This window comes from Paenibacillus sp. ACRRX, assembly GCF_022346885.1.
Classification (GTDB): domain Bacteria; phylum Bacillota; class Bacilli; order Paenibacillales; family Paenibacillaceae; genus Paenibacillus_B.
Map to the genome: position 1 here is coordinate 49829 of NZ_JAKRNK010000005.1, position 26189 is coordinate 76017.

A 26189-nucleotide genomic window follows, 5' to 3' on the forward strand; every position below is an offset into this window, starting at 1 on the left:
GAGCCGCCTATGAACATTTTGATTGTGGACGATGAAAAGGTCATTCGAGAGGGAATGGTTCGGACCATCCAACAGCACGCTCCCTCCTTTCGCTTATTCATCGCAGCTTCACCTGAAGAAGCTGTTCAGGTGCTTCGCTCGCACTCGATTGACTTGGTGATGACGGATATCTTGATGCCGGGCATGACTGGCTTGGAGCTCATGAAGCTGTTTTTTGAACGGACTCCCCGTATGAAGTGGGTAGTGATTTCTGCCCACTCAGAATTCGCATACGCGCAGGAGGCCATTCGACTAGGGGCCAAAGATTACTTGCTCAAGCCGATTGGTAAAGAGCGAATAGTCGCGGTTATAGACAGACTCCATGGCGAATGGCAAAATGAAACAGCCTTGTCTTTAGATGCTGCCGAGTTAAAATCGAGCTTAAAGTATTTACGCGAGGCCATCTTTCAACGTTGGGCCTCAGGTCTTGATATCGGCTGCTTTGATATGCGGCCCCTTATACAGCGCCATGCTGCATTTCATCTTCTGATGGTGAACCTAAATAGTGATCGTAGTACGCATGTAGAACATTTTATGGTTGAGAACGTTTTATCGGAATTAATCGATCAGCATGGACACGGCTTTGTTGTCAGCTTTGATAAACAGAACTTGCTGGGACTTGTTACGTTACACTCAGCATGTGATATGCTGAATCTGACGGAATCCATCAAGGCTCAGCTGAAACGGATCGTAAAGGTCCCGTATCAAGTGCTACCTTCTGCTCAGATGTCTGACTTTGGATTAATACCTGAGCAATTAAGGAAGCTAAGATTGACTGCTTCCGCGCACGTCTATGAGCCAAAGGAATGGGGTGGTGAACGTGCAATCGAGCTTGCGGTACAGTACATGAAAGCTCATTTTCACGAAGACTTATCCTTGGAACGGATGGCTGCCTACGTTTACCTGAACCCAGTCTATTTCAGTCAGCTATTCAAACAGAAGGCTGGGCAAGGCTTTAAAGACTACTTGATCAGTCTTCGTATGGATCAAGCCAAGCTGCTGTTGTCCAGCACAGGACTAAGACTCGCAGATATCGCAGCTCGCATCGGGTATCAGGATATACGGCATTTCGCTCAGCTTTTCCGCAGAAAGTTCGAGATGACACCGACGGAATACCGACAGCAGCGTGAGCAGCCACAAATCAATATTCATAATACAATAACGGATCAATAGGTGAATTTGTATTTTCAAACGCACTAAACCCACTAAACCTTAATAAGATAAGATACTAGACAAACCAAGTAACAACCCTTCTGCAAGATTAAGAACTTAAGATATGAGGCATAACAACTATGAAAATTGATCGCTTGCTATCGATTGTAATTGTCCTATTAAATCGTCGTTCCGTACAAGCTAAAGACTTGGCTGAACTATTTGAGGTATCGGTACGCACGATATACCGCGATATTGATTCACTGAACATGGCTGGCATCCCGATTGTGACACAGCAGGGGTCAAACGGCGGTATTCGTATTGCAGAAGGCTACAGGCTTGATCGCAGCCTTCTAAGTAACGATGAGCTAGCTTCCATCGTTACTGCCTTACAAAGCTTGGCTTCCGCCCATCAGACAGACAGCACTCATCTGCTGGTCGAGAAGATTCATAGCATCATCCCGCCTGCGCAGGCAGAGACGTTTCAGTTCAAGACCAGTCAATATCGAATTGATCTTACGCCATGGGGCAACCAACATAAATTCGAGGAGAAACTCGCGCTGCTTAAGCAGTCAATCGAGACGTTAACACAGGTAACGTTTACGTATTGTGATGCGGCAGGAACTGTCACGGAGCGAACCGTCGAGCCTCATACCCTAGTCATGAAAGGTCAGAAGTGGTATTTGTATGCATACTGCACGCAAAGGCAAGCATTCCGCTTCTTTAAACTATACCGTATCAAAGAGTTGAATACGGCAAGGCAATCGTTTAAGCGCCGTCCCGTCGATCTAGAAGCACAGCCTTGGGATGAAGAATGGCACAAAGCTGACAACCTCATTCGACTTGAACTTGCTTTTACACCGCAAGCCAGGTATATGGCTGAAGAACGGTTCGGTGTCGACGAACTGTATACAGCTGATGATGGTTCTTTGCGAGTGGAACTACATTACCCTGAAGACGAGTGGTTGTATGGCTTCCTGCTGTCCTTTGGCACAAACGTAACCGTCATTAAACCGATTCATGTAAGGGAACGCATACGTGCTATGGCTCAACATATTCAGCAATTATATGATGGAGACAAATAAAAATACGGCTGTAAGTAACCTGACAACCAGTTGTCAGGTTACTTACGTTATACTCGCTTTATGAAACACAGCTGCTTCTTGTTTGCTGGCTCATTATTTGATAAATAACATTCGATAAACCAAAGGAGACAAGAACGATGACCCTTTATTGCCAAAGCTGCGGAATGCCTATGGAAGATGAAAAATTGTACGGTACGACTTCACAAAGGGAACCTGAGCCTCAATATTGTCATTATTGCTATCAGGATGGCGCGTTTACACAACCCGATTTCAAGGTAGCGGATATGATTAACTTCTGCCTGCCGATCTTAGTTGGCGAAGGAATGCCAGAACAGGAAGCAAAGAAATTACTTGAACACTCGCTGCCGTCTCTCAAACGCTGGCAGGCGCAAGAAGGTGGGCGTCCAATCCCAGAATTAACTCCTGATAGATTCGAAACACGGGATCGCTTCTTTATTAGCGGCACTAGCGCGCGCACAACTAACCTCAAAGAAATGTCAGGTACTGGCGTCATTGCTGGGTTATGGTCCGACTTTTGGGCGCAGCAGCAAAGCCCGCCAACTCAACCAATCTACTCGTTATATACTCATTACGAAAGCGATGCATCAGGTGAGTATGATTATGTACTCGGTATGGAATGTGTAGATGAGGAGAAGCAGACCAACAGTGCTCTGGCAGAAGCGGATCAAGCAAATGTATTTGAGGTGCCAGCAGCACGATATGCTGTATTTGTAACACGGACCGGGCCGCTTGTTGAAGTTGTTGTCGAAGCTTGGCAAGCGATATGGAACTGGTCGCAGCAGCCAGGCAATGTTCGTACCTATACAGGCGACTTCGAATTGTATAACGAACGCAGCATGAACCCAGAAGCAGCGCAAGTAGAAATCTTTATTGCCGTGAAGTAAACGGACCGGATTGGGGCTTTTTTGCCGGATATATCCTTGGTATTGTACCAGCAAAGTATTAGCAAAGAGGCCCTTAGTCTTGGCTGCGCCTCGTTCATTCCGCTGCTCAGTTTGGAGTATCGATCGCAAAAAAATAGCCTCTAATCTGCTCCAGATTAGAGACTCAAACGCGTTGCATATATATCGTAATAGAACAGAACAGAAATCCGTAACCGATAGGAGATTGGAACCTAATTAGGTTCGGTTGGGGTATGAGCTTCGTGAATAGTCTGATGAAATTGTTTAATCATCGATTTGAACAAAAACTGCTCTTGATTGCTCAAACCCACTTGATTTTCCTGCACCACATATTGTTGAATGCTGCGCTTCATGATTTCATGACGACGTTCCGCTTCTGCTAATAACACCGAATCACTCCTTCTTAGTAAAGATTTCCTAATAGGACTATTCAAGTATATCGAACATCGCCGCTTTAAGAAAATGCAGTGTAAAAGCATAACAGGGTATCTCCTGCGCTGAGCTTGGTTGAGAGCAGCAGAGCTATCCTCATTTAAAATAATGCTCCCATATCCTCCGCCATCCACCCTAATATAATTGGTAAAACGTTTCCATAATCCTCTTTAACCAATTGGCCTTGTTCCATTGCTTGACCTTTAGTGTATTCATAATCTGCTAGAAGTCCTGCTATCTTACGAGGAGCTCATTGCTTTATATCTGCTGCGCAGCATCCATGCTCGTTCCTTACGGCGCATATACTTCGGTAAGGCGCGATAGATGCTAATCGCCTCGTTCCAAGACCTCTTGGCCTCATCCTTGCGGCCCATCTCTTCATACAGCAGTCCCATGCGATAATAGGCTTCGCACGAAGAAGAATGCAGTGTATGCAGCTCTTGAAGAGCCTCAAGTGCCTTATCCTTATCGGTGCGGGCATACAAAGCAGCAAGCCGCAGATAAGGCTGTCCGTATTTTACACGCGGATTTATATCCAACGCTTGTAAAATTGCTTGTATTCCTTTCTCTTCGTCATCGGTATGGACATAACTTGTTCCTAAGTCGTCCCAATATTCCGCCGAATGCTCCATTCGATCTTGGATCGGCTCCAATACTTCCCGCGCTTCTCGGTAACGCTTACGCTCAAGCAGCAGCCTCCCCAACTCGTGCTTTAAGGATACATTGTGTGGGTTTGCACTCAGCTCCTGCTTCAGTTTCCCGATTCGTTGCATACGCTTTATAGGCCGGATGAAACTTGGGGATAAACCAACATACCTGCGCTCTAGCATGTACGCAATAATAAGCAAGGCAATAATCGCGATAAAAGGATTGCCAAATAGCCAATACAACAATCCAAAGCCTAGTAATTTACTCATCTATTTTATCCACACCCTCTATTAAACTACGAATATTATACCATATCTTGGATATAATCATAGGTGATTTTATTCTCATTTAACGAGAATGCTGCTGATAAAAAGCCTCCACTATTGCTGCTGATGACGTTTAGGCAATGCCAATCCTACTGCTAACTGTCGGTAGATATCCACAATTTCTTCCAGCTTCATTCTGACGAGTCCACTTGAAGATGGCGCAACAAATGCCGCAGTCCCCTCTACTATCGGCTCAGACTGATAACCCCAGACAGCATCCTTACTGCTGAACGCATGATATACTCCTTTGCCTACAAAACAGACCACCTGCGGTCGATACAAGGTTATTTTCCGCAAGAGATTGATCCGACCCGCGGCATATTCCTCAGTCGAGATCTCGGCAGCCGTACGTGTAGGCCGAGATACAATATTGGTAAATCCGTAGCCAAGTGCTATCAGATCCTGATCCTCGTCTGCATGATAAAGGCGGTCCGTCAATCCGGAACGGTATAAAATAGTCCAGAAGCGATTGCGCGGATTTGCGTAATGATGACCTGTCTCACCAGAGCGAAGACTAGGATTAAAGCCAACGAACAATACCTTAAGACCTTGCTGAATATGATCCGGAATTGCAGCAAGCACATCTGTTCACTCCTTTCCTTTACAAGCACATTTTCTTAAATATAACTTCCATAATATGAATAAGTTACGAATCAGTTTCTGCATATGAACAAGACCTGATCCTTATGGAAGTAAACTAGCCTGTCACGCGTCTAACGGTCCTTCTACGACAAAGCACCCTGCTAATGGCAAGGTGCTTTATTACGCTTAAGCCCATCTTATTTGCTAGGAATAAACTGCTGCACCCATTGACCAAAGCCTCGTGGGTTACGTGTCTGGATAAGCACCGATCCTTCTCCACGGAAACGACAGACTAGTACCTCACCGCTCGTGACAGATGATACCCATCCCTTCGATGACTTCTCCAGCTTATAATCAATATAACTTGGCCACGCGACCAGATGACCATTATCTACAACAACCTCTTCCCCAGGTCCGAGCTGAATCGGATGAATGGCGCCATACGAGGATAGAAACACAGTACCCCGACCACTAATTTCAATGATAAAAAAACCTTCGCCTGACAACAAGCCTTTACCAAGGCGCTGCATTTTGGTAGAGACGTCAATACCGCTCGTTGCAGCAAGAAACCCGTCTTTCTGCACAAAAAGCGAATAGCTTCCATCCAACTCAACCGCCGTAATTCCGCCAACAGAAGCTGGCGCAAGCGTGGCCTGACCATGCCCTTGCTGAGATGTCAGCTCTTGAAAGAAAAACTTCTCCCCGCTCAGCATCCGGCCGAGCCCTTTCATAATACCGCCCTCCATCGACCCGCGCAGCTGAATATTCGGGCTCATAGATACCATTGCACCTGATTCAGCTTTAATTGACTCGCCATGCTCTAATTCAACCTGCAAGAGAGGGAATGCTCCTTCGTACAATATTTCATAACGCAAATGAATCACCCTTTCATTATGAGAAATGGAAGTATGAAATGGCACATAGGATCAGCATCCGCATGCACATCTCGCCTCTATAACTTGTAATACGCATTAAAACGACAGACGTTGTATGTATATACCTAATTGCACCTGTTTCATACAAGCTGATAAAATGAATGCAGTCGATAAGCGCATACGCTTTATCATACTCGTTAGATTAATATTTCAACTTCAAAGGAGCAATATGAAATGTACCAATATATAGACCAACAATATACAGAAGTGGATTTTAGCAATAAAGACCTGCGGGATGGCGAATTACGGGGCTGTACCTTTACCAATTGCCGATTCCGCGGGGCTCATATGGAAGAAGTATGGACTACAAGCTGTCAATTTATGAACTGCGACTTTACGGGTGCCGTTTTAAACGCCTCTATACATACACGCTCCGCCTTTACGAATTGTATATTTAGCGGCACGAACCTATTTGTAGCCAAGTTTGAGGAATGTAAAATGACAGGATCAGACTTTGCCAACGCCCAGTTAGACGGTATTACTATTCAAGGCGGCGATTGGTCTTACACCAATTTGCGGCATGCTAATCTGGTTAAGCAGCAGCTACGACACGTGAAGTTGGCTGAGGCAGACTTGTATGAATGCAATTTGGAAAAAGCAGATCTAAGAGATGCCGACCTGACTCGCGTACGGCTTGGCAAAACTAAGCTTAAAGGCGCGGACCTAAGGGGAGCGATCGTAGACGGTATCGACTTTAAGTCAATAGATATGAAGGACGTACGCCTTGATGTCACACAAGCTGTAGTAATGGCTCGATCATACGGTGCCAAAATAGATTAATTGATGATCACATCATATAAAAGCCGCCTCTCCTCGCCTTACAGATAACCGAAAAACGTGTTATCGTATGACGAGTTAGAAGCGGCTTTCTTACATGAAGTCGTTATTTGATTCGCTAACAAACAGTCTGCTTATTTTACGAGAACCCATACGTCCGAAGCGCCAGGTGTTTCGCCTTTTGTCCACCATTTAGCTTGATAGACCTTGCCTTGGTAGGCTACCTTAGCCTGTCCATCATATGCAGTCGTTTTGTTCCATTCTAATGTCACATTGCTAACCACTTTCCATACATCTGAAGCCCCTGGCTCATCCCCTTGCGTCCACCATTTCGCTTCGTATTCCAAACCGTTATGGGTGACACGGTCGCGGCCAAGATATACTTTACTGCGATCCCAAGTGGTGAATTGCCCTTTTGCTTTTGTGCTTGCTTCAATGGCTGCACTTGCCGCTGAACGGTTTGCTGCTGCATCTACAGCTACTACTGTGTAAGTGTACTTCGTATCCGGCGTTAAACCGTTGTCTACAAAGGAAGGCTGTACCGTGGAACCAACCAACTGGCCGTTACGGTACACTTCATATTTTGCAACACCGACATTATCGGAAGATGCATTCCAAGCTAATGTAATACTTGTCTCTGTTTGAGCAGTAGACTTGACATTGCCCGGAACTGTAGGTGCTTCTTTATCAACTACAGCTGCTTTTGTGCTTACAACAAATGGTGTACTTGCTCCAGAACGATTACCCGCTTCGTCTGCAGCCACAACTGTGTACGTATACGATGTTGCCGGTGTCAGTCCGCTATCCATAAAGGATGGTTCTGCAACTGTGCCGACCAGCTTGCCGTCACGGTATACCTCATACTTGGCCACACCTACGTTATCAGTGGATGCCGTCCAAACAAGATGAATCCCTGTCTCCATCTGATGAGGAGCCTTTACGTTTGTTGGAACAGATGGCGCTTCTTTATCAACCACTGGTGATTTTGTGCTAACAGACAACGGTTTGCTGGCTGCCGAGCGATTGTTTGCTCCATCCACAGCAATTACCGTGTATGCATAAGCTGTAGTTGGCGTTAAACCTTTATCGCTATAGGATGGTGCTGTTGTGGTGCCAAGCAGCTTCCCGTCACGGTACAATTCGTACCATTTGATACCTGCGGAAGCCGATGATACATTCCATTTAATCTCTATGCTAGTTGTCGTCTGCGACGGAGAAACAACGTTACTTGGAACTGTAGGAAGTTGAACTTCGGAACCATCGTTCACAAGGTTAACGTCCATTACTTGATAGAATGCATTGGGTGTATCTGCAATCTCCCATACGCCAAGAATTAAATGATAACCGCTGCGATCCTTTGGAACATTAACTTCATGGGAAACTTTTGTTTGCGGTTTTTTGCCGCCATCATCAAAGTATGCAATTTGTTCGAGATCCGCACGCTTCAATGGTTTGTTAGGGTCCCAATCTTTTTTCGTAATGTAATATTTCCATTCTTTTGTGCTGTGCGGAGCTGTCAGGTGCCAAGAGATGGTGTTCTTACCACCATTCATTGTCACTTTTGACCAGCGGTTAGCTGATTGTTCATACAGCTCCGTGAAGATACCGCCGCCAGTTATTTGGCCATCTTTAGGTCCGCCTTCTGGAAAGTTCCCTAATGCTTCTACACTTTGCGGTTCATATTGGACCGCTCCGCAAGATTTATTTTCACCCTGCTTGCACAACAATGCGCGGCTAGCAGGGCCCTCGATATACCCATGTGCTGATGCAGTATCTGCAAAAGCAAAAGTTGTTGCTGCACCAACTGCCACCAACCCCATCGTTACTAAAAGCGTTGAAACATTTGTTTTCCACAATCTTTTTGTCAACATCAGATCAATCTCCTTATTCATTCGTAGTATATCGCCCGTTGAAACTTACTTTTGGATAAGCTGACTGTACTTGATGAGAGTGCTAAGAGTTGAATAATTGCATATGTCTCCCCTCATATGCGTAATTATTCATATTACACTCTTGTCCATATCTTACTAAATGCCGACATTCCTCGAAAGGTTCATCATACCTAGTAGAAATCTTATCGTTTCACATGAATGTATATACGAATGTATCCGTTTTCCAATAGATCACTCATGACTGTAGTCTTAATTTAATCGGGACAATGTTCTACTTTCTTTTCATACATTCGACTACTTTAAACAAGAAATGGATAATATGAGGCAGCAAGACTATAACAAAAAGTGGTAGTTATATTCTATAAAATTAAAGCGGTATAATTCTTACAGACTATAAAACGTGAGGTCACTATACCTAAAGCACTACTAAATTTCCATGCAAAAAAATGAATTTTTGTACAAAATAGCTCTCCAAACACCTTGAATTTCTTCCCCAAGAGCTTTACAGTGTTCATGCAAGCCAAAAATTTGGCTAAATTTTAAATAACGAAGGAGGAATTAATAATGATCGAATTTTTAAGGAGGAACCTGTGGGCTTCAGCTTTTCTGTTTGTTATCCGGTTATACTTAGGCTATACCTGGATTTCGGCTGGGCTCGGCAAAGTATCAGGCGGATCATTTGATGCAAGTGGATTTCTGAACGGCGCCTTGGCCAAAGCAACCGGTGAACGACCGATTGTCCAAGACTGGTGGGCATCTTTTCTGAAGCATGTTGCGTTACCGAATGTAGAATTATTCAGCATCATGGTACAATGGGGGGAAATACTTGTTGGCGCAGGTCTCCTGCTAGGCGTCTTAACAAAGACTGCGGCTTTCTTCGGAATTGTCATGAATATGTCGTTCCTCTTAAGCGGAACAATTAGCGGCAGTCCGATTATGATTATATTGTCCATGTTTGTTCTTGTTGCATATACCAACGCAGGACGGATAGGTTTAGATTATTATGTATTCAGCAAGCTTAGATCGAGATCTAACACTAACAGCGACAGATCCCCTCACAGCAGCGCGGCTCCCTCTGCATGACTTAACTTCACAGCCTGTCCCAGCAAGAAAGGTCCCCAGACGCAAGCCGAAGACCTTCCAACATGATATTGTATAAGGCAGTCTGATAAACGGTACTACTTTATTAAAGCGCATGTATGGCCCGTTCGATTCGTTCCAGCGCTTCCTTTATGACACTGCGTGACGATGCCATATTTAATCGCTTGAATCCGCTTCCTTCCACTCCAAAAGTATAACCTTCACTTAACCACACCTTGGCCTGTGCAAGTGACCAAGATTCAAGAACGTCGTTATTCATACCGAGCGCCCGAAAATCGAGCCATTTTAAGTACGTGCCTTCTAGCGCAACAGTCTTCACAACTGGCATTCTTGCAGCTATAAAAGAATCAATCAGAGCATTGTTCTGCTCCAAGTAATGTATAACTGCTTGCAGCCACTGCTCACCATGTGTGTAACCGGCGATTGTTGCCTTGATAGCGCCTACATCCAGACTCGTGCAGCCTACACGGTTAATTGCGACGTTATACGCCTTGCGAAGCTCTTCATTCTGGATGATGATATTTCCCATCTTAAAGCTCGCAAGGCTAAACGTCTTGCTTGGCGCAGTTGCCGTAATCGTGATCTCGGATACGCCCGCAGATAAAGAAGCGATCGGGATATACTGAGCCGTGCCGTAGACAAAGTCGTGGTGGATATCATCCGAGAAAATGATCACATCGTTCTCCAGACAAATATCCGCGAGCCGCTGAAGTTCATCTCGCGACCATACTCTGCCTACCGGATTATGTGGATTGCAAAGGAAGAATAATTTGAGAGCAGGATCTTGAGCTTTCAAGGCAAAGTCTTCGAAGTCAATCTCATATCGCTCATTGATCAGCTTTAACGGGTTGGTAACCAGTTCAGCACCGTTTAGTTGGATCATTCTCGCGAATTGTGGGTAAACCGGAGGCTGAATCATGACCTTTTCACCAGGCTTAACAACGGATTGAACCGCAAAAGCCATTGCTGGAATCACCCCAGGGGTGGTCAGAATCCAGTCACGCTTCACTTCCCAAGCATGACGGCGCTGCATCCAGCTTATAACCGCCTCATAATATGATTCCGAACATAACGTGTAGCCATAATTCGGAATGTTCATGCGCTGCATCAGTGCATCCTGTATTTCCTTGGCAGCAGGGAAATCCATATCAGCAATCCATAGTGGAATACAGTCTTGCTGCAATGAATGCTGCGGCGTGGCTTTAATTGCATCCATACTCATTCTGTCCATGATTCCATCAAAGTTGTACATATCATTCTCCTTGTCTGACTTCCAGCTGTATTGAGCTCCTAGTCTTTATATTAACGTAAACGGAATCATATTAAAAATAATGAAAGCGCCGCATTTCATCCGGTCAAGACAAATGAACAAGCAGCTATTCAGAGGAGTGCGTATCCTATAGTACTTTCTGAAAAGGAGATGTGAGCAAATGAAACGTAATTCTTGCGGTTGTGGTCCTAGCAAACCAAATATGGGTGGCGTCTCTCCGTATGGCATGAGCCCTAACATGATTAGTCCTGCAAGTGCAGGTCCAGGAATGGGCCCTAATATGAATCCTGGTATGGTCAGCCCCGCTTCCACAGGCCCTCTCAATCCGATCGTAGCCCCAGAACAAACGATATTCAAAAACTTCTACCATACAGCAACTCAACCTATCGTTCACCCCGTTAATATTGTCAATCAACATCATACTATTCCAGTACCTCAGCACTTCTGCTCCTACAATGTAAAAGACGTGAACTGTGGCGTGCGCAACAAACGCAGAGGACGTCGTTAATCCCCATTTGTTCATTAGAGCCCAATTGTAGATGAGAAGCGCCTGCTCAACATGAGCAGGCGCTTTCTAAACATTAATTACATAATTCCAACGTGACGCTAACTCTCTTCAGCAATCCCAATCATTGTGCGAATAAAGAAGTGCATTCACGTCGATTCTATATTCACATCCGTGTCACAAGTTCGCCGCACCGTGCTTCACGGATCCGCTTTGCTGAACTCATTTTTATTTTTGAAGGGGGATTCATACATGTCCATTCCAAAAAACCGTCGAGAAAATGCGAATAAAATTCGCAAGCAAACTCCACATGCACATGGCAAAATCAAATCATTCCGTGAGCTGGCTGAGGAATAGACTGTTTATTCGACTGACGTGAGCTAAAGTTAAGTTTACGTCAGTCTCCCTTCATTGAATCTCCCCCTACAGGAGATTGTATAATAGATTCAGGAGGTGCTGCAGCATGACTATTTCCATGCCAAAAAAGGAACCAGCAATGTTGTTGTCCAAGGTTCCTGATTCTGAGTTGTATTATACAATCGGCGAAGCCGCAAAAATGATTGGATCAACTGTAAAAACGGTTCGCCATTATGATGAAGTCGGACTTCTAAAGCCCACCAAATATACCGAAGGCGGCCATCGACTTTACACAACAGCCGATATATGGCGCTTGGAACTCATTGTAATGCTGCGTTATTTGGATTTTGGAATTGAAGATATCCGGCATATGATGTTTGATGATACTCAAGTAGCAGAAGCTCTTGACTGGCAAATAGAAGCGCTAGCAATCAAAATGAGCACACTTCAAAATATGATTACGATCTTAAAAGAAGCAAAACAGCATCATTCTTCAAAGGATTCGCTTAATTATATTCATCAATTAATGGACACTATAACAACAAGCACTAAACAAAAAAATCAATACATAGCCGATAAAATAAAAGAGACGAAGTTATTTGCCGACACCCCACCTGAATGGGAAGATTCAGTGCTCTTTCTCTTTAACAAATACATTGTAAAAGACCACAAAAAAAAAACAGCCCGACAAACTTTTGCGTGGAATGAACTTAAGAAATTAATAAACGATCCACAGTTTATAATGGAATTTAAAGAAAGCACTTTTCCTTTTATACAAAGCAACCCTAAATTTGATGTTGAAGTGTGGAAAAGCAATTTGGAAATGAGATTGTTACGACTTCAGGCTGCTATTGAACAGCACGCAGCTCCAAATAGTCCGGTCGTACAAGCAATTGTAATGGAAGCTGCGTTGATGATGCAGTCATCCGAAGAGCAGCTTCTCGACAAGCGAGCCTATTTACGTCAATATGCCCAACTCGCTTTGAGACCACGACCAGAATTAATGAAACGATTTGATCGCCTTTGCATGATCATTAATCCCGAATGGCGCACATTGCTTCAAGCAGATAAATTATTACTGCAAGGCATCCAATGGATGGTTGATCATTTAGAGGACGACGATAAGTAGCAGAATTCTGGCACACCAGCGGCTAAATAATAAGCTGACACTGAAGTACCCCGTGTCAGCCTCTTTTATAATTCAAATGCACTCTTTATGCAGGACAGCTCATTGTTTTCATCAAGAAGATAAATACCGCAGCCTATCGTCCCGCCAGTCTTCCATAATCCTGCTGCAGCAACTGCTTCACAGGCTTTTCTCGGAGACGGTCCATCTGATATAGTCCCATCGTCTGCACCCACTGGCTGTGATTCACATACCAGTTGTATATCGACCAATAATCGATACCGGCAACAAAGCCTTCTGTCCGCGGCAATCCAGCAGCAGTTACGGTCGCACACTCTAACAGTGCACGCAGCGTCTCCTGGTACATCTGCACCTGTTTGTCAGCATCACTATTGTCTTCTTGGCTCCAATACCCGTACTCTGTATTCAGGATCGGTTTGTCCGGCCATAACTTGTGGGCCTCCTCCAAAAACTGTTGTGTGCCCTCATATGCCGTCCCCCCGTGGAATATACCAAAATACATCGTCCATGCCGCCACATCAAGCGGTTCCATAGACTCGTCATGCGCTCCAGGCTGATCGGCTGCGGCGCTCTGCGTAATTAACCGATCATCCGCATAATTGGAGCGAACATCATGAACAAGCCGCTCGTTGTATATTTTACGCAGCTTTACTTCCTTGCTTTCATTTTGTGTGCTCCACAAGAGCACTGACGGACGATTAAACTGTGAATAAATCATTTCGCGCCACATTTGATCAGCGAGCCGTTTCTGCTCCTGCGCCTCGTAATGAATCGCCTCAAATTGCCAGAGCGGTATCTCGCTCATCGCAGCCAAGCCAAGCCGATCTGTCAGCAAATACGTATAAATATGATTCGGGTAATGAGCGGTCCGAACCATATTCGCATGTAATTGCTGTATCTGTTGCAGATCTGTCTTGATGCGTTCCCACGCAGCTGTCCTGCCATAGCGCGGCCACTCTTCATGACGTGCAATACCACGCAAAAACACAGCATGCCCATTCAGCTGAATCTGTGTACCAGATGTCCGAATCGTCCGAATACCAAATTGAGTGGCGAGTTGATCACGCTGCTCCAACTGCTCTCTGCACAAGCTGAGCTCAGCAACGTACAAATGTGGATGCTCCATATCCCACAGCTTAGGCTCGTGGACATGCAAATGCCAAGTTACGACAATACTTTGCCATGGCTCTAGTTTGACACTTCGTGGCTCCCAATCGTCCACTGCCACAACAGATGCTCGAATATCGTCTGCATAAGGAGAAGCCAGCAGCTTGTCTGTTTCAGTTGTTGCCTCGTAAAGTTTACCTTCAAGCGTGGCCTGCGCACCAACAGCGGAACGATTCTCAATGACTGCCTTCACGAACAAACGTCCTTGCTCATTCTGTGGCACAACATCCAAGCGTGCTATATGGATGGTTGGTGCCGCCTCCAAATACAAATCCTGAATGACACCTGTATAGTTAAAGAAGTCGGTATCTGCCCTCGCAGGAATCATATCTATGCGGCTTCCCCAAGGCGGGTTGTCTATTCGGATTGTGATCATGTTAGTGCCTTCACGCAGCATAGATGTCACATCTAACGCAAACGGCGTAAACCCGCCCTCATGATAGCCTGCCCACTGGCCATTGATCCAAATATCACATACATAGCTGATGCCTAAACTTTTTAGCGTAACCGCCATCTCCAACCAATGGATAGGAACATGGAATGTCCGGCGGTACCACACGCCATCCTCATACCGTTCCGCTCCAGCAGAACTCTCTTCGCCTGACATCCGGTTCTCAGGCCCAGGAAGCTCGATAGCAGTCCACTCGGAATCATCATATTGAAGTTCCGTACGCCCCTTCGCATCTGCTTCTACCTCGCTTATCCACTTCATACTGCGTGGTGTCAGCGATTGGTCATGATCGGCAGCAAAACGTTGTTTGCGCCATACACCATGTAAAGATAACGTTTGTCGTTTTTGCGGTTCAAAGGTGGGGACTGGTATGCCGCTTTGAAATGCAATAGCATGTTCCTTTACTTGCTCGATCTGAAAAGTTGGTAGCAAAAAACCATCTGTCATTTGCTGCGGTAATCTATTACACATACATCTCCCTCCATCATACGGCTTCAGCTTGTGGTTGGTTCTGAATATAGGAGGGGCACCGCTGATTTGCCGTGCCCCACGCTTATAATTATTTAATAGATACAGCCTTGTACCACTCGTTTACTTCCTTCGTCACTTGCTCGCCACCATTATGCTTCCACTTCTCCACGAATGTATCGAAGTCATCAATCGACAGTTTGCCATAAATAATTTTGTTAAATGTTTCGAACTCTGATTGACGCAGCAGATTCCATTTGCTCTGCATTGTAGGCGTTGGAGCACCGTTAAAATAATTTTTGCGTCGAATCTCTTTTTGATCCATAACAATCTTGGCGCCATACCAATTCTCCGGCTTGCGCTTCTGTGCGAGCAGCTTCTCGTATGGTGTCTCTGGCTTCTTGCCCTCGGCCAGCTTTACAAGCGTACTCATGTACAAGTTCGGAATGACCGCTTGATTGTTGTTAAAGCCCGTGATAAACATAAATTCGTTGTTGTAATCCGGAATACTCGCCGGATCACTCGTTGGCTTGCCATCTACTTCATCCCAGTCATACCCCTTGGCAAAACCAAATTCGAACTCCCCGCCAACTGGTGGATTCGCATAGTTCTCTAACAAGTAATTATAGTAAATAAAAATAGCTTCCGGGTGCTTTGCATGTTTGCTAATCAGCACATTGCCGTTTGCGCCTGTGCTGCTCTTCCACTTGGTGCCGATCTTGCCATCAGGCCCTGCCGGAATCGGATAAGCCTTGTATTGCGCATGGGGTACATTTTTGGTCAAATCCGGGGCTGGCCAATCGGGAATCCACTGTGCTCCGGGCAATATCCCTGCGTTGCCTTTCGTCCAAATCTCAGCAGATTTCCCTTCATCCCATAAGGCCGCATCAGGATGAATGTATCCTTTCTCCATCCACTCATGCAGCTTCTCTAAAGCCTGCTTAGTACCCGGATGGATCGAGCCGTACTGCAGCTGATTATTCTCGCCCATGTTCCACTGCTCGGGCACTTCGCCATAGGCAGCAAACACCCACTCCAAGGATCCCATCCAGCCATTGTACCCGCTCTTCATTGCACCGGTCAGCGGAAATACTTTATCAGGAGCAAGCCCATCCGGGTTATGGTTCTTGAACTGATCCATCATGTGTTCCAAATCGGCAATCGTATTAGGTGCAGACAGCTTTAACTTTTTCATCCAATCCTCACGCAGCCAAAGCACCGTGTTGTCATTATCCAGATTCTCCAGGATCGGCAGCGCGTACTTTTTACCGTCTTTGATGTACGGATACCAAATTTCAGGATGCTGTTTGGCATGCTCTTTCAGAATGGGCGAAGCATATTTCTCAAACAGATCATCAATCGCCATAAACTCTTCCGAATCGATCAACTGGCCTATGACGACAGGGTCATCATAATAAGGAACAAAGTCAGGAATTTCTTCTCCTGATGATAACGCTAATTGCAGTTTTTGTTTGTACTGGTCCGTATTGGCCGGCTCCCAGATGTTGTTGATCTTAATACCCAGACGCTGTTCAGCCCATCGGCTGTGTACATTGTTATCCTTGGTGTCACCCTTTGTATATTTACGCTGGCGTCCTACACTTGTAACCTCAACAGGAGTGACATACTTGCCATCTTTAATCGTAATGTCTGCCATCGCAGCTTGTTCTGCGCTTGGCGTGGCTGTATTGTTATTGGAGTCAGAACAGCCCGCGAGCATGCTTATGATCAGTATGCTGATTAGCACCATCTTAAGCCCTTGCCCCTTGTTGACCATGTGTATATCTCCCCCTTGTGTTGTAGATAGGTTCATCTTATCAACCGAATGTAGGCGTTTCCATAAGGGTTTGTTGTGTTTGATAAGAGTTTGTTAGTGTTATTCGCAGCTATGCTGATGCCGCTCTCGATATTCTTGTGGTGTCATGCCATAATATTTTTTATACACTTTAATGAAGTAAGCAGGGTCTGAATAGCCGATCTCTTCGCAAATTTCATAGATGCGCTTTGTTGTCTCCATAAGCAGCCTGCTGGCCTTGTCCATACGAACATTCATCATATATTCACTTAGACTTTGGCCCGTTTCCAGCTTATATATTTTCGATAAATGAGTGGGGTGCATATGAACTTCATCTGCAATAGCCCGCAGGGAAGCGTCCTTATGTAGATTACGCTCAATAAACAGGTGTACTTTGCGAATCGTACTCTGTCGGCTGCTGTGTACCTCTTCTTTCTGTACCTGCTGAATGAGCCGTAACATGTCATATGACCATCGCTCCAGCGCCTGGATTGAACGGAAAGGTGCTCCGCTGCTAAAGGAGGCCATTAGCTCAGGACTCAAGTCTGTCAAGTATTGGCCGTTGCGATGAATAAGCTGCATATAGGCCGTGCTAATTTCCATTCCGGCAATAAGTACATGTTCATAGGATTGCTGCCACTGCTCGGATAACTCCGCAAATATTTGGCTTAAACGCTGCTCTGCCAGTTCCCATTGGGACATTTCCAGCAATTGCAGCAGCGTCGGCGCAGTATGGAGCGCGCGCATGGACTTAGCCGCAGGATGCAAAGCGGCGGATTCGAGCAGAATTAGCTCCTGTCGTTCGCCCACCTGTCGCCTGAAATCGATAAGCGCTTGCTCATAAGCAGGCCTTACTCCAGCTGGGAACGTATGCGCTCTAGTCAGCAGCAGCGATACTGGTTCCTTGGCGATCGACTTCAGCTTCTGCTGCAGTCCAAGCATCATGTGTTCCAGAAGTCGGGTGACCTCAGCAGACACTAGCACGCTGTCACTCGGCTGGAGCAGCAGCACAATATAACCATGCTCTTCGCGGCAGCCCCATACTTCAAAATCCGGTGACAACCATTCATCTGCTATATTAAGCACCGCAAATTCCGCCCAACTGCGATCCGTTGTCGTATTTTGCGACGCTGTCTGATATTCATTTTCAAGCCGAATCAGCATCATCCACACTTCTCTCTGCTCAACAAAGGGAATTTGGTAGCGGTCTGCTTGATCCTTCCAACGGCTCGTGTTTCCTTTACCGACAAGCCATTCCCGCAGCAAATGGCTTCGTATAAGCGGCAAGTTCTCTTGCAGGCTGTGCTGAAGTTTCTGATACACACCTTTGTCCGCATCCCTCCGCTCCAACTGCTGAACAGCCTTATTGACCACACGAAATAATTCCTCGTCCTTTACTGGCTTAAGCAAATAATCAAATGCCTCCAAGCGCATCGCCTGCTTCGCATATTCGAACTCTGAATAGCCGGACAAGAGCAAACACACGGTGTTAGGCTTACGCTTCTTGATCTCTTCTATTAATTCCAGCCCGGACAGTTCAGGCATTGATATATCCGTAATGACGAGATCGATCGGATAAGTATCCATAAGCTCCAACGCTTCGAACGGGGAATACGCTTTATGTACCACATCAATCTGGAGTTCATTCCAAGGCTTGTGATCAGCTAGATTGTCCACCCAATGAGCTTCATCGTCTACGATCAGTAAGTTTCTCATCGTTCACTCTCTCCTTCTTCCGCGCTGCCTCGGTTATGCGGATGCCTATATTGTTCGTTCTGGTCTAGGACCATCCATTCCAGACGAACGATAAGTCCTTGCAGTTCGGCTTGTCTGATCGTTATGTCGGCCCCTTCCGCATAACGGTACAAAAGTCGCTGTCTTACATTCCACAGTCCATAGCCTATCTGCGGATTGTCAGCGGCTGTGACTGCGTGCAGCAGGGCTGCAAGCTGCTCATGCGATAAGCCCTTGCCGTTGTCTTCAACCTCAATCCACACTAGTTGGCCGGACCGCCCTCCGCGGATAAGGATACGTGCTGGCCGGATTAAGCTGCTAATGCCGTGTACGATTGCATTTTCCACGACAGGCTGTATGATCAGCCGCGGTACAATCAAGCTGTGCAGCGATTCAGCGATATCGATCTCAACCTGTAAACGCGAGAAGCGCATTCGCTGAATGTCTAAATAGCTGCTGACTACGGCCACTTCATCTTTCAGCATCACTTCCGTAATATCTGTACGTGTCATGTAACGATAATAATCGCTTAAGTTGTGTGCCATCGTAATGGCAGCTTGATCCTGCTTCATCTCAATCATATTAATAATAAAGCCAAGGCAGTTGTATAAAAAATGAGGATTGATCTGAGCTTGAAGCTGCTTTAAATAAGCATCCTTCGCCCTCAACTGCTCCATCAAAATGTTCTCTATCAATTCTCTCATGTCTCTGCTCATTTCATTAAACCGATCAAACACAAAGTTAAACTCGTCGTTGCGATCTGTCTGAATCTGAACGGCGTATTGTCCGGATTGAATGCTTTTAAGCCCACGCATCAGTGTCTTCAGCGGGGCAAGCACATGACGATACACAGTATAAGACATCGAGAGGGTTAACAGAAACAGCACAACAAGCACCCCGTAAAACAGACCATTTACCACAGATAACGGCTTCATTGCATCATCAAGCAGCGTGCTGTCGACCATATACCAATTAAGACTGTCAGATTCAACTCCAGTGACCAAATACTGCTGTCCGTTAGCTTTGAATACATACTGAAAAGTATGCTCTAATTCCCTTCCCTGGAGATTGTTAACGATAAGTTCGTTAATGGAGCTGCCTTCACGACTTCCTTCAATCCACTCATCCCGACTGTGATACAAAATCGTATTACCACGATTGTGTTCCATCGCCCGATCCAACGTCTCGCGTATGTTAGATTCCGGGAAGGAGGCGCCTACAATGGTTGTCGCATGCAGGCTGGCTGCTCGCTCGCGGATAATACCATCCAACGTGAAGCGGTAGAAACGTCGGTCTGCGGAGGGCTCATTCCGTCGCAATACCCACCGGGCAGTTAATTCATGATGGAATAAGCTTTCCTGAAATATTTTACTATCAAGTGCAATCATTTCTTGATTCAGCACAGAGTATATCCCGTAAGAGCTTTTCCACTGGGCAAATGTGTTCTCTTTGTATGCAAGCTTGTCTTGGATGGACCTTCGATTCTCAATCCGGTCATAATTTAAAGCTTCCATTGATATAGATGCAAATCGCTTCACAGTAGAATCGGTCAACAATGTTAACTGAAAGTCTGTCATTTGACGTACCTTGCTGTCCAATTCCTCTGTCAGCAGCATCAGCTTCTGCAAGCTGGAGCGACGTATCTCGTCTTGTAATATCGCCGTTGTACGCTGGTGAGCGATTCCGTAGACAACTACAATAATGAAGAAGACAAGTGCCAGCCCCAAGTTCAGCTTCTTGAACAGGTTACCACGAAATTTCATCTGTCCCCTCTTTTCCGCGCAAGTGCCTAATGAATCCCTACCTGCCTAACAAAGCCATATAGGCACTCTCTATGCTGACTAGTAAGATGAAGTATATCTGAAACCGCATTCATTCGAAAAGGGGGCAATTTCTATGAACCAGACCGTTCCGAGCTCACAGCCTTCCGGGCCTGCCAATATCAAGCGAATCAAACCCTTCGTCAGTCCGCTCCGGAAACATACCTGGATGCTGCATCTTATGGTGCTTCCGGCGGTCATTTTCACCTTTATATTTGCTTATCTCCCGATGTCAGGCATCTTGATGGCGTTCCAACACTACAAGCCCAAGCGCGGCCTTTTTGGCTCTGAATGGGTGGGGCTGGAGCATTTTCGGTATATGCTGCAAAATGATTATTTCCTCCAGATCGTAGGCAACACATTATTTTTTGCCGTTATTAAAATTGTGTTGAACCTGATCGTTCCTTTTGTATTTGCGCTGCTGTTGAATGAGGTTCGAAAATCGATCATCAAACGATCTATCCAGACGTTAGTCTACTTGCCTCATTTTCTATCCTGGGTTGTTCTGGCTGGCATACTCACGGATATGCTTTCACAGACCGGGATCGTAAATCAGTTTTTGACCTGGCTGCTTGGCATAAAGCCGATCTTCTTCCTTGGAGAGGGCAATTGGTTCCGGGGGGTAGTCATCGTCAGCGATGTGTGGAAGGAATTCGGCTTTAGCACGATCGTATTTTTGGCCGCTTTGGCAGGCGTCAATCCATCCCTGTATGAAGCGGCGGAGGTGGACGGCGCCAACCGTTGGCAGCAGACAATTCACATTACGATTCCGGCGTTGATGCCAATCTTGATCGTAGTTGGCACCTTGGCGCTCGGCGGCGTGCTGAACGCCAATTTCGACCAGATCTTTAATATGTATAATTCGCTCGTGTACGACAAGGCGGATATTATCGATACGTTTGTGTATCGTGAGGGCTTACTAAGCGGCCAGTATAGCTTTGCGACAGCAGTCGGCCTATTAAAATCATTAATCAGTCTTGTCCTGATTGTCATCTCGTACCTGCTCGCCTATCGATTCGCGAACTATCGAATATTTTAATAAAGGGAGGAGATCACCATTATGTATCATAAGACAACCGGCTATCGAGTCTTCTCAGCATGTAATTATATCTTTCTCATTACGTTATCCGTCCTGTGCATATTACCGCTTATTCACCTTATGGCGGTGTCCTTTAGCGGACCTGCCCCGGCGAATGCGGGATTGATTACCTTTTGGCCAAAAGACTTTACGATTGAGGCGTATCAGAAGACATTTGACAACCCAAACTTCTTAAACTCCATGTGGATCTCCGTCCAACGAACCGTTCTGGGCACGATTCTGAGCATGACGGTCACCACTTGTGCCGCCTATGCCCTCTCCAAGGAGAAGGTACTAGGAGGACGCAATGCCTATATGTGGTATTTCATATTTACGATGCTGTTTAGTGGTGGAATTATTCCGGGATACATTCTCATTACGAAGCTTGGCTTGATCAACACCTTGTGGGCGTTAATCTTACCGGGTCTAGTTGGTGTCTACAATATTATTCTTATGCTGAACTTTTTTCGCAACATTCCAAGAGAACTCGAAGAAGCTGCTGTCATTGACGGGGCCAATCACTTTCAGACCTTCCTGCGTGTGTATTTGCCTATATCGATGCCCTCTATTGCGACCATTACGTTGTTTATTATCGTCGGTCATTGGAATTCCTATTTTGACGGCCTGATTTACATGCGCGAAGTAGAGAAGCTGCCCCTTGCCACGCTGCTGCAAACGATTGTGGTGCAAACCGACTTTACTAACATGGACCCGGAAACGGTTAAAAAGCTGTCCCAACGGACCGTAAAGTCGGCACAAATCTTTATTAGCCTTATTCCGATCTTGGCCATATATCCATTTTTGCAAAAATATTTTGTTCATGGGATCGTATTAGGTGCGGTGAAGGAGTAGATTATGCTTTAAATTGGGTTCCTAATTTTTTAAGACTCGTGACTTGTATCCAAGCTTAAATATATAAACCTCCATACAGTATTAGGAGCATAAGAAGGAGGTATGTTGAATGGCTAGATTAGTGGACGAGGAAGTTTCCTTGAACTCCAGTGTTCTTGGAGAACTCGACATTCCAATTACGAAGACCCCCCAATTGTTTGGGACCCTTGGTCTGGATACTTCGAATACAGGCCCTACTCTAAGAATTGAATTCGACTACACGTTAGAGTTCAGTTATGTTAAAAACAGCAGTGTTCTCATTAGTATTTATCGCGGTGAAGGTGCTGATGCCGTGCTGGTATTTCAGACCCAGCACAGCGGCGTGGCAGAGGATGACCATAAGTGTGCCATAAGAAGCGTTGCTTCAGCTAGCGGCGTGGATTACTTGCCCCCTAACCCTGGTTTTCTCATTTATCAAGCATTTGTTTCCACGACGAATACAAAGTCCTCCAAGTTAAAACGTATCGGCCCTGAGAGCTTTGCTGCTAGAGCATACTCAGACTAGTCACAGCGTCAACCAAGGCTCCCCTAGTTCTTTAAACTTGTGGGAGCCTCATTGCCGTGGTTCACAGCTGGGCATGAACAGCAACCGTCAGTACTTATAAGAAAAGGGACAGCCGCAGAGCCAAATCGGCTTTACAGCTGTCCCTTTACGTTATAATAGGTGCGTTCGGCGTGTAATAAGCTAGCTTAATCGGACCAAGCTGTAATTTTTCTTCCCTTTGCGAATAATAATAAATCGTCCATCAAAGGCAAGATCCTCACTCACATCCATGCCAACATCCTGAACCCGCTCTCCATTCATGGAGATGGCGCCTTTCGTAATATCTTCACGTGCCTGGCGTTTGGACGGTTCGATTCCTAACTCCACCAGCCAATCCACAATGTTCATCGTTTCTTTGGAAGCATGGAACGTCGGCATATCTTTAAAGCCCTGCTCAATCTCATCTGCTGTCAATGATTTGATATCCCCGCTAAACAATGCTTCCGTAATTTTCTTCGCTTGGATCAACAGTGCTTCCCCGTGGACAAACTTCGTCATTTCTTCTGCTAACACTTTCTGTGCTTCACGCTTATGAGGCTCTGTCTGCACTTTTTCTTCTAATTGGTCAATCGCTGTCTTATCGAGGAACGTAAAGAACTTCAAATATTTGATGACGTCTCGATCATCTGTATTCGCCCAGAATTGGTAGAATTCAAACGGTGTTGTTTTGTTGGCGTCGAGCCACACCGCTCCACCGGCAGTCTTGCCGAACTTCGTACCATCTGCTTTAAGCATCAATGGAATCGTTAAACCAAATACTTTAGCCTCTGATCCTTCTTTTCTACGAATCAAGTCCAGGCCGCTGGTGATGTTCCCCCATTGGTCAGAGCCACCAATCTGCAGTTGAACATCCTCATGCTTGTAAAGATGATGGAAGTCCATCGACTGCAAGATCTGGTAAGAGAACTCCGTAAAGGAGATACCACTATCCAAACGGCTCGCGACGATATCTTTTGCCAACATCGTATTCACGCTGAAGTTTTTGCCGTAGTCGCGCAAGAAATCAATTACGTTAAGCTGATGTGTCCAGTCGTAGTTGTTGACCATTTTTAATTGATTGCTGCCGTCGATATCAAACAGTTTCTTCATCTGTGCTGTTAACGCGTCTACATTCGCCTGCACTTGTTCCATCGTCTGCAGTTGGCGTTCAGTCTGACGTCCGCTTGGGTCACCAATCGTTCCCGTCGCTCCGCCAATCAAGATTACCGGACAATGTCCTGCCAACTGGAAGCGTTTCATCATCATAAATGGGATTAAATGTCCAATATGCATGCTATCACCCGTTGGATCTACACCGCAGTACAAGGAGATCTGCTTCTCCTGAACTAATTCGCGCAATCCTTCCGCGTCTGTTTGCTGGTTAATCGCTCCGCGCCATTCTAATTCCTCAATAATGTTCATGACTTTCCACTCCTTAAATAAATAGATATCATTGCATTGATTCATGTCATTCATGTCATTCGTGTCGTTCCATAGACCTGATAGGAACCGGTATAAACACAAAAAAACGTCCCTTGTCTATTGTAGACATAGGGACGATTGATTAACCGTGTTACCACCCAGATTGCACCAACGACGCTTCTGACGCCATTCATGCCACTCTCGGCAAAATATCGATTGCCATTCCGCTTAGCATTACCCAAGATACTCCAGAGTGTAATTCGCAGGCTTGTGTGTGCTAGGTTCCATCAACCCCCAGCTTTCTGGCAACAGGGACAAAGCTGCTACTAATCTCCTTCAACGTACATCGTTTATTAGATTACAGACAGTATATTGAATTAAAATTTTTTTGTCAATCGAGATGGATTGGAGCACATTGATAATGCCTAAACTTCTTCCTAATCGAAATGCAGCCTCAACACCTCATGCACACAGATCAATACGCTTTCATCAGTCGATTGACCTGCTCAGATCCAATAAACATAAGCACAATGTAAGTTATCACAAAATAAGGAAGAACTCCTGTTGTCGAATAACCAATGACCCAACCGAGCAGCGGCGGTAAAAAAGTGCTGCCGGTATACGCAACGGCCATTTGATAACCCATGATACCTGTGGACTGCTCTTTGCCGAATCGGGTCGGTGTCTCATGGAGCAGGCAAGGGTAAATAGGTGCACATCCGAGGCCAATCATAATGAAACCAACCAGGGAAAATGAAGTCGGCAGCGGTAATACGAGAAGAACGGTTCCGGCCAGTGCAATCATTTGTCCCGCACGGATTAGCACACGATTGCTGACTTTAAAGGTAACAAATCCGGTTATCAGTCTGCCAACTGTGATACCCGCATAATACAAAGATACCCATTGTGCGGCTGTGGCGGCTGTGAGCTGTTTGGTGTTGACTAGAAAGCTGCCTCCCCACAAGCCAACAGTGGATTCAACGCCGCAATAGAGCAGGAAGGATGTGAGCGTTAACTTTACCCCCTTGATCTTTAACGGGTTTGTACGTGCCTTTTGCTCGTTAGCTCCCTCAGGAGCTGTGTCTCCCCCGTCATCGGTTCTTTCATCACGACTTTCAGGTGATACACGTTTCCAGAGCGGCAGTGTACAAAACAACAGCACGACCAGTGCGAGCTGAATGATAAAAATAGTCGTATAACCGTCTCTCCACGATTGCCCTCTTGAAATATAAAAAGACATAATCATCGGGCCAATGGTAGCTCCAACGCCCCAGAAGCAGTGCAACCAGCTCATATGATGCGCCTTATAATGTGTCGCTACATAATTATTTAATCCTGCATCCACTGCCCCTGCTCCCAAGCCAAGAGGGATCGCGCATAGAAATAGCCAGATCAGCGAAGGCGCAATCGAGAACCCGAATAATGCCCCTGCTGTCAGCACACAACTTACAAAGGTTACTTTCCCTGTCCCAAAACGTTTAAGTACAGTTCCACTTGCCAAGCTGGATACGATCGTTCCGCCAGCTATAATCATATAGAGCATGCCAGCCGTCTCGATGGGTGCTCCGTAATCCATTCGCATGACCGGCCACGCCGCTCCTAACAATGAATCTGGTAAGCCTAAGCTAATAAAAGCCAAATAAATAATAACTAAGAATAGAGTTGCCAT

The 26189-nt window shown here is 45.7% G+C and carries 23 protein-coding genes and 1 other annotated feature; of the genes, 11 read left to right on the top strand and 12 right to left on the bottom strand.

Going from position 1 to position 26189, the window contains the following annotated elements:
* Positions 1-9: 9 nt before the first annotated feature.
* The 3 genes from MH117_RS15870 to MH117_RS15880 all read left to right on the top strand — a co-directional run bounded on the left by MH117_RS15870 (position 10) and on the right by MH117_RS15880 (position 3181).
* Entirely contained in the window at positions 10-1212 is a 1203-nt protein-coding gene (locus MH117_RS15870; protein ID WP_239329945.1) for a response regulator, read from the top strand.
* A 119-nt stretch (positions 1213-1331) separates the two neighbouring features.
* Positions 1332-2276, top strand: coding sequence for a helix-turn-helix transcriptional regulator (locus MH117_RS15875; protein ID WP_239329948.1), 945 nt, complete (start codon positions 1332-1334; stop codon positions 2274-2276).
* Positions 2277-2413: 137 nt separating this feature from the next.
* Complete coding sequence (locus MH117_RS15880; protein WP_239329949.1) at positions 2414-3181, top strand: zinc ribbon domain-containing protein; 768 nt, start codon at positions 2414-2416, stop codon at positions 3179-3181.
* A 230-nt stretch (positions 3182-3411) separates the two neighbouring features.
* Here the strand turns inward: MH117_RS15880 and MH117_RS15885 are convergent, their stop codons facing one another.
* From MH117_RS15885 to MH117_RS15900, 4 genes are all read right to left on the bottom strand, one after another.
* Positions 3412-3588, bottom strand: coding sequence for a hypothetical protein (locus MH117_RS15885; protein ID WP_239329950.1), 177 nt, complete (start codon positions 3586-3588; stop codon positions 3412-3414).
* A 282-nt stretch (positions 3589-3870) separates the two neighbouring features.
* The gene (locus MH117_RS15890; RefSeq protein ID WP_239329951.1) at positions 3871-4548 is read right to left on the bottom strand and encodes a tetratricopeptide repeat protein; all 678 of its coding nucleotides are present in this window, start codon (positions 4546-4548) and stop codon (positions 3871-3873) included.
* Positions 4549-4659: 111 nt separating this feature from the next.
* On the bottom strand, positions 4660-5187 hold the full coding sequence (locus MH117_RS15895) for a mismatch-specific DNA-glycosylase (RefSeq protein ID WP_239329952.1): 528 nt from the start codon (positions 5185-5187) through the stop codon (positions 4660-4662).
* Between the two features lie 197 nt (positions 5188-5384).
* Positions 5385-6062, bottom strand: coding sequence for a TIGR00266 family protein (locus MH117_RS15900; RefSeq protein ID WP_275444679.1), 678 nt, complete (start codon positions 6060-6062; stop codon positions 5385-5387).
* Positions 6063-6296: 234 nt separating this feature from the next.
* Here MH117_RS15900 and MH117_RS15905 point away from each other — a divergent pair, with 234 nt between their 5' ends.
* Positions 6297-6902 (top strand): pentapeptide repeat-containing protein, encoded by a 606-nt coding sequence (locus MH117_RS15905; RefSeq protein ID WP_239329954.1) that lies wholly within the window; start codon positions 6297-6299, stop codon positions 6900-6902.
* A gap of 131 nt (positions 6903-7033) precedes the next feature.
* Here MH117_RS15905 and MH117_RS15910 read toward each other — a convergent pair whose 3' ends face one another.
* The gene (locus tag MH117_RS15910; protein WP_239329955.1) at positions 7034-8770 is read right to left on the bottom strand and encodes a lytic polysaccharide monooxygenase; all 1737 of its coding nucleotides are present in this window, start codon (positions 8768-8770) and stop codon (positions 7034-7036) included.
* 582 nt (positions 8771-9352) lie between these two features.
* Between MH117_RS15910 and MH117_RS15915 the strand changes: the two genes are divergently transcribed.
* On the top strand, positions 9353-9874 hold the full coding sequence (locus MH117_RS15915) for a TQO small subunit DoxD (RefSeq protein ID WP_239330683.1): 522 nt from the start codon (positions 9353-9355) through the stop codon (positions 9872-9874).
* A 103-nt stretch (positions 9875-9977) separates the two neighbouring features.
* Here MH117_RS15915 and MH117_RS15920 read toward each other — a convergent pair whose 3' ends face one another.
* Positions 9978-11123, bottom strand: coding sequence for a MalY/PatB family protein (locus MH117_RS15920; protein ID WP_239329956.1), 1146 nt, complete (start codon positions 11121-11123; stop codon positions 9978-9980).
* 199 nt (positions 11124-11322) lie between these two features.
* On the opposite strand from MH117_RS15920, the gene MH117_RS15925 reads away from it, so the two are divergent.
* The 3 genes from MH117_RS15925 to MH117_RS15935 all read left to right on the top strand — a co-directional run bounded on the left by MH117_RS15925 (position 11323) and on the right by MH117_RS15935 (position 13153).
* On the top strand, positions 11323-11670 hold the full coding sequence (locus MH117_RS15925) for a hypothetical protein (RefSeq protein WP_239329957.1): 348 nt from the start codon (positions 11323-11325) through the stop codon (positions 11668-11670).
* 249 nt (positions 11671-11919) lie between these two features.
* Positions 11920-12024 carry a DUF6254 family protein gene (locus MH117_RS15930; RefSeq protein ID WP_239329958.1) on the top strand — a complete coding sequence of 35 codons (105 nt, stop codon included), beginning with the start codon at positions 11920-11922 and terminating at the stop codon, positions 12022-12024.
* A gap of 106 nt (positions 12025-12130) precedes the next feature.
* Entirely contained in the window at positions 12131-13153 is a 1023-nt protein-coding gene (locus MH117_RS15935; protein ID WP_239329960.1) for a MerR family transcriptional regulator, read from the top strand.
* Positions 13154-13286: 133 nt separating this feature from the next.
* Here the strand turns inward: MH117_RS15935 and MH117_RS15940 are convergent, their stop codons facing one another.
* The 4 genes from MH117_RS15940 to MH117_RS15955 form a co-directional block, all read right to left on the bottom strand.
* On the bottom strand, positions 13287-15260 hold the full coding sequence (locus tag MH117_RS15940; protein WP_239329961.1) for a glycoside hydrolase family 2 TIM barrel-domain containing protein: 1974 nt from the start codon (positions 15258-15260) through the stop codon (positions 13287-13289).
* Positions 15261-15348: 88 nt separating this feature from the next.
* Complete coding sequence (locus tag MH117_RS15945; protein ID WP_239329962.1) at positions 15349-17034, bottom strand: type 2 periplasmic-binding domain-containing protein; 1686 nt, start codon at positions 17032-17034, stop codon at positions 15349-15351.
* 99 nt (positions 17035-17133) lie between these two features.
* Positions 17134-18768: a response regulator gene (locus MH117_RS15950; RefSeq protein ID WP_239329964.1), complete on the bottom strand. Its 1635-nt coding sequence runs from the start codon at positions 18766-18768 to the stop codon at positions 17134-17136.
* On the bottom strand, positions 18765-20549 hold the full coding sequence (locus tag MH117_RS15955; protein WP_239329966.1) for a sensor histidine kinase: 1785 nt from the start codon (positions 20547-20549) through the stop codon (positions 18765-18767). The genes MH117_RS15950 and MH117_RS15955 overlap by 4 nt, the downstream gene beginning before the upstream one ends.
* A 226-nt stretch (positions 20550-20775) precedes the next feature.
* Between MH117_RS15955 and MH117_RS15960 the strand changes: the two genes are divergently transcribed.
* From MH117_RS15960 to MH117_RS15970, 3 genes are all read left to right on the top strand, one after another.
* A complete protein-coding gene (locus tag MH117_RS15960) occupies positions 20776-21645 on the top strand; it encodes an ABC transporter permease (RefSeq protein WP_239330685.1) in 870 nt (289 codons plus the stop codon).
* 21 nt (positions 21646-21666) lie between these two features.
* The gene (locus MH117_RS15965; protein ID WP_239329967.1) at positions 21667-22536 is read left to right on the top strand and encodes a carbohydrate ABC transporter permease; all 870 of its coding nucleotides are present in this window, start codon (positions 21667-21669) and stop codon (positions 22534-22536) included.
* Positions 22537-22645: 109 nt separating this feature from the next.
* Positions 22646-23080, top strand: coding sequence for a hypothetical protein (locus tag MH117_RS15970; RefSeq protein WP_239329969.1), 435 nt, complete (start codon positions 22646-22648; stop codon positions 23078-23080).
* A 180-nt stretch (positions 23081-23260) separates the two neighbouring features.
* On the opposite strand, the gene tyrS is transcribed toward MH117_RS15970, so the two are convergent.
* Entirely contained in the window at positions 23261-24520 is a 1260-nt protein-coding gene (tyrS, locus tag MH117_RS15975; protein ID WP_239329971.1) for a tyrosine--tRNA ligase, read from the bottom strand.
* 127 nt (positions 24521-24647) lie between these two features.
* Positions 24648-24869 (bottom strand) — a binding site (T-box leader).
* 126 nt (positions 24870-24995) lie between these two features.
* The gene (locus MH117_RS15980; protein WP_239329973.1) at positions 24996-26189 is read right to left on the bottom strand and encodes an MFS transporter; all 1194 of its coding nucleotides are present in this window, start codon (positions 26187-26189) and stop codon (positions 24996-24998) included.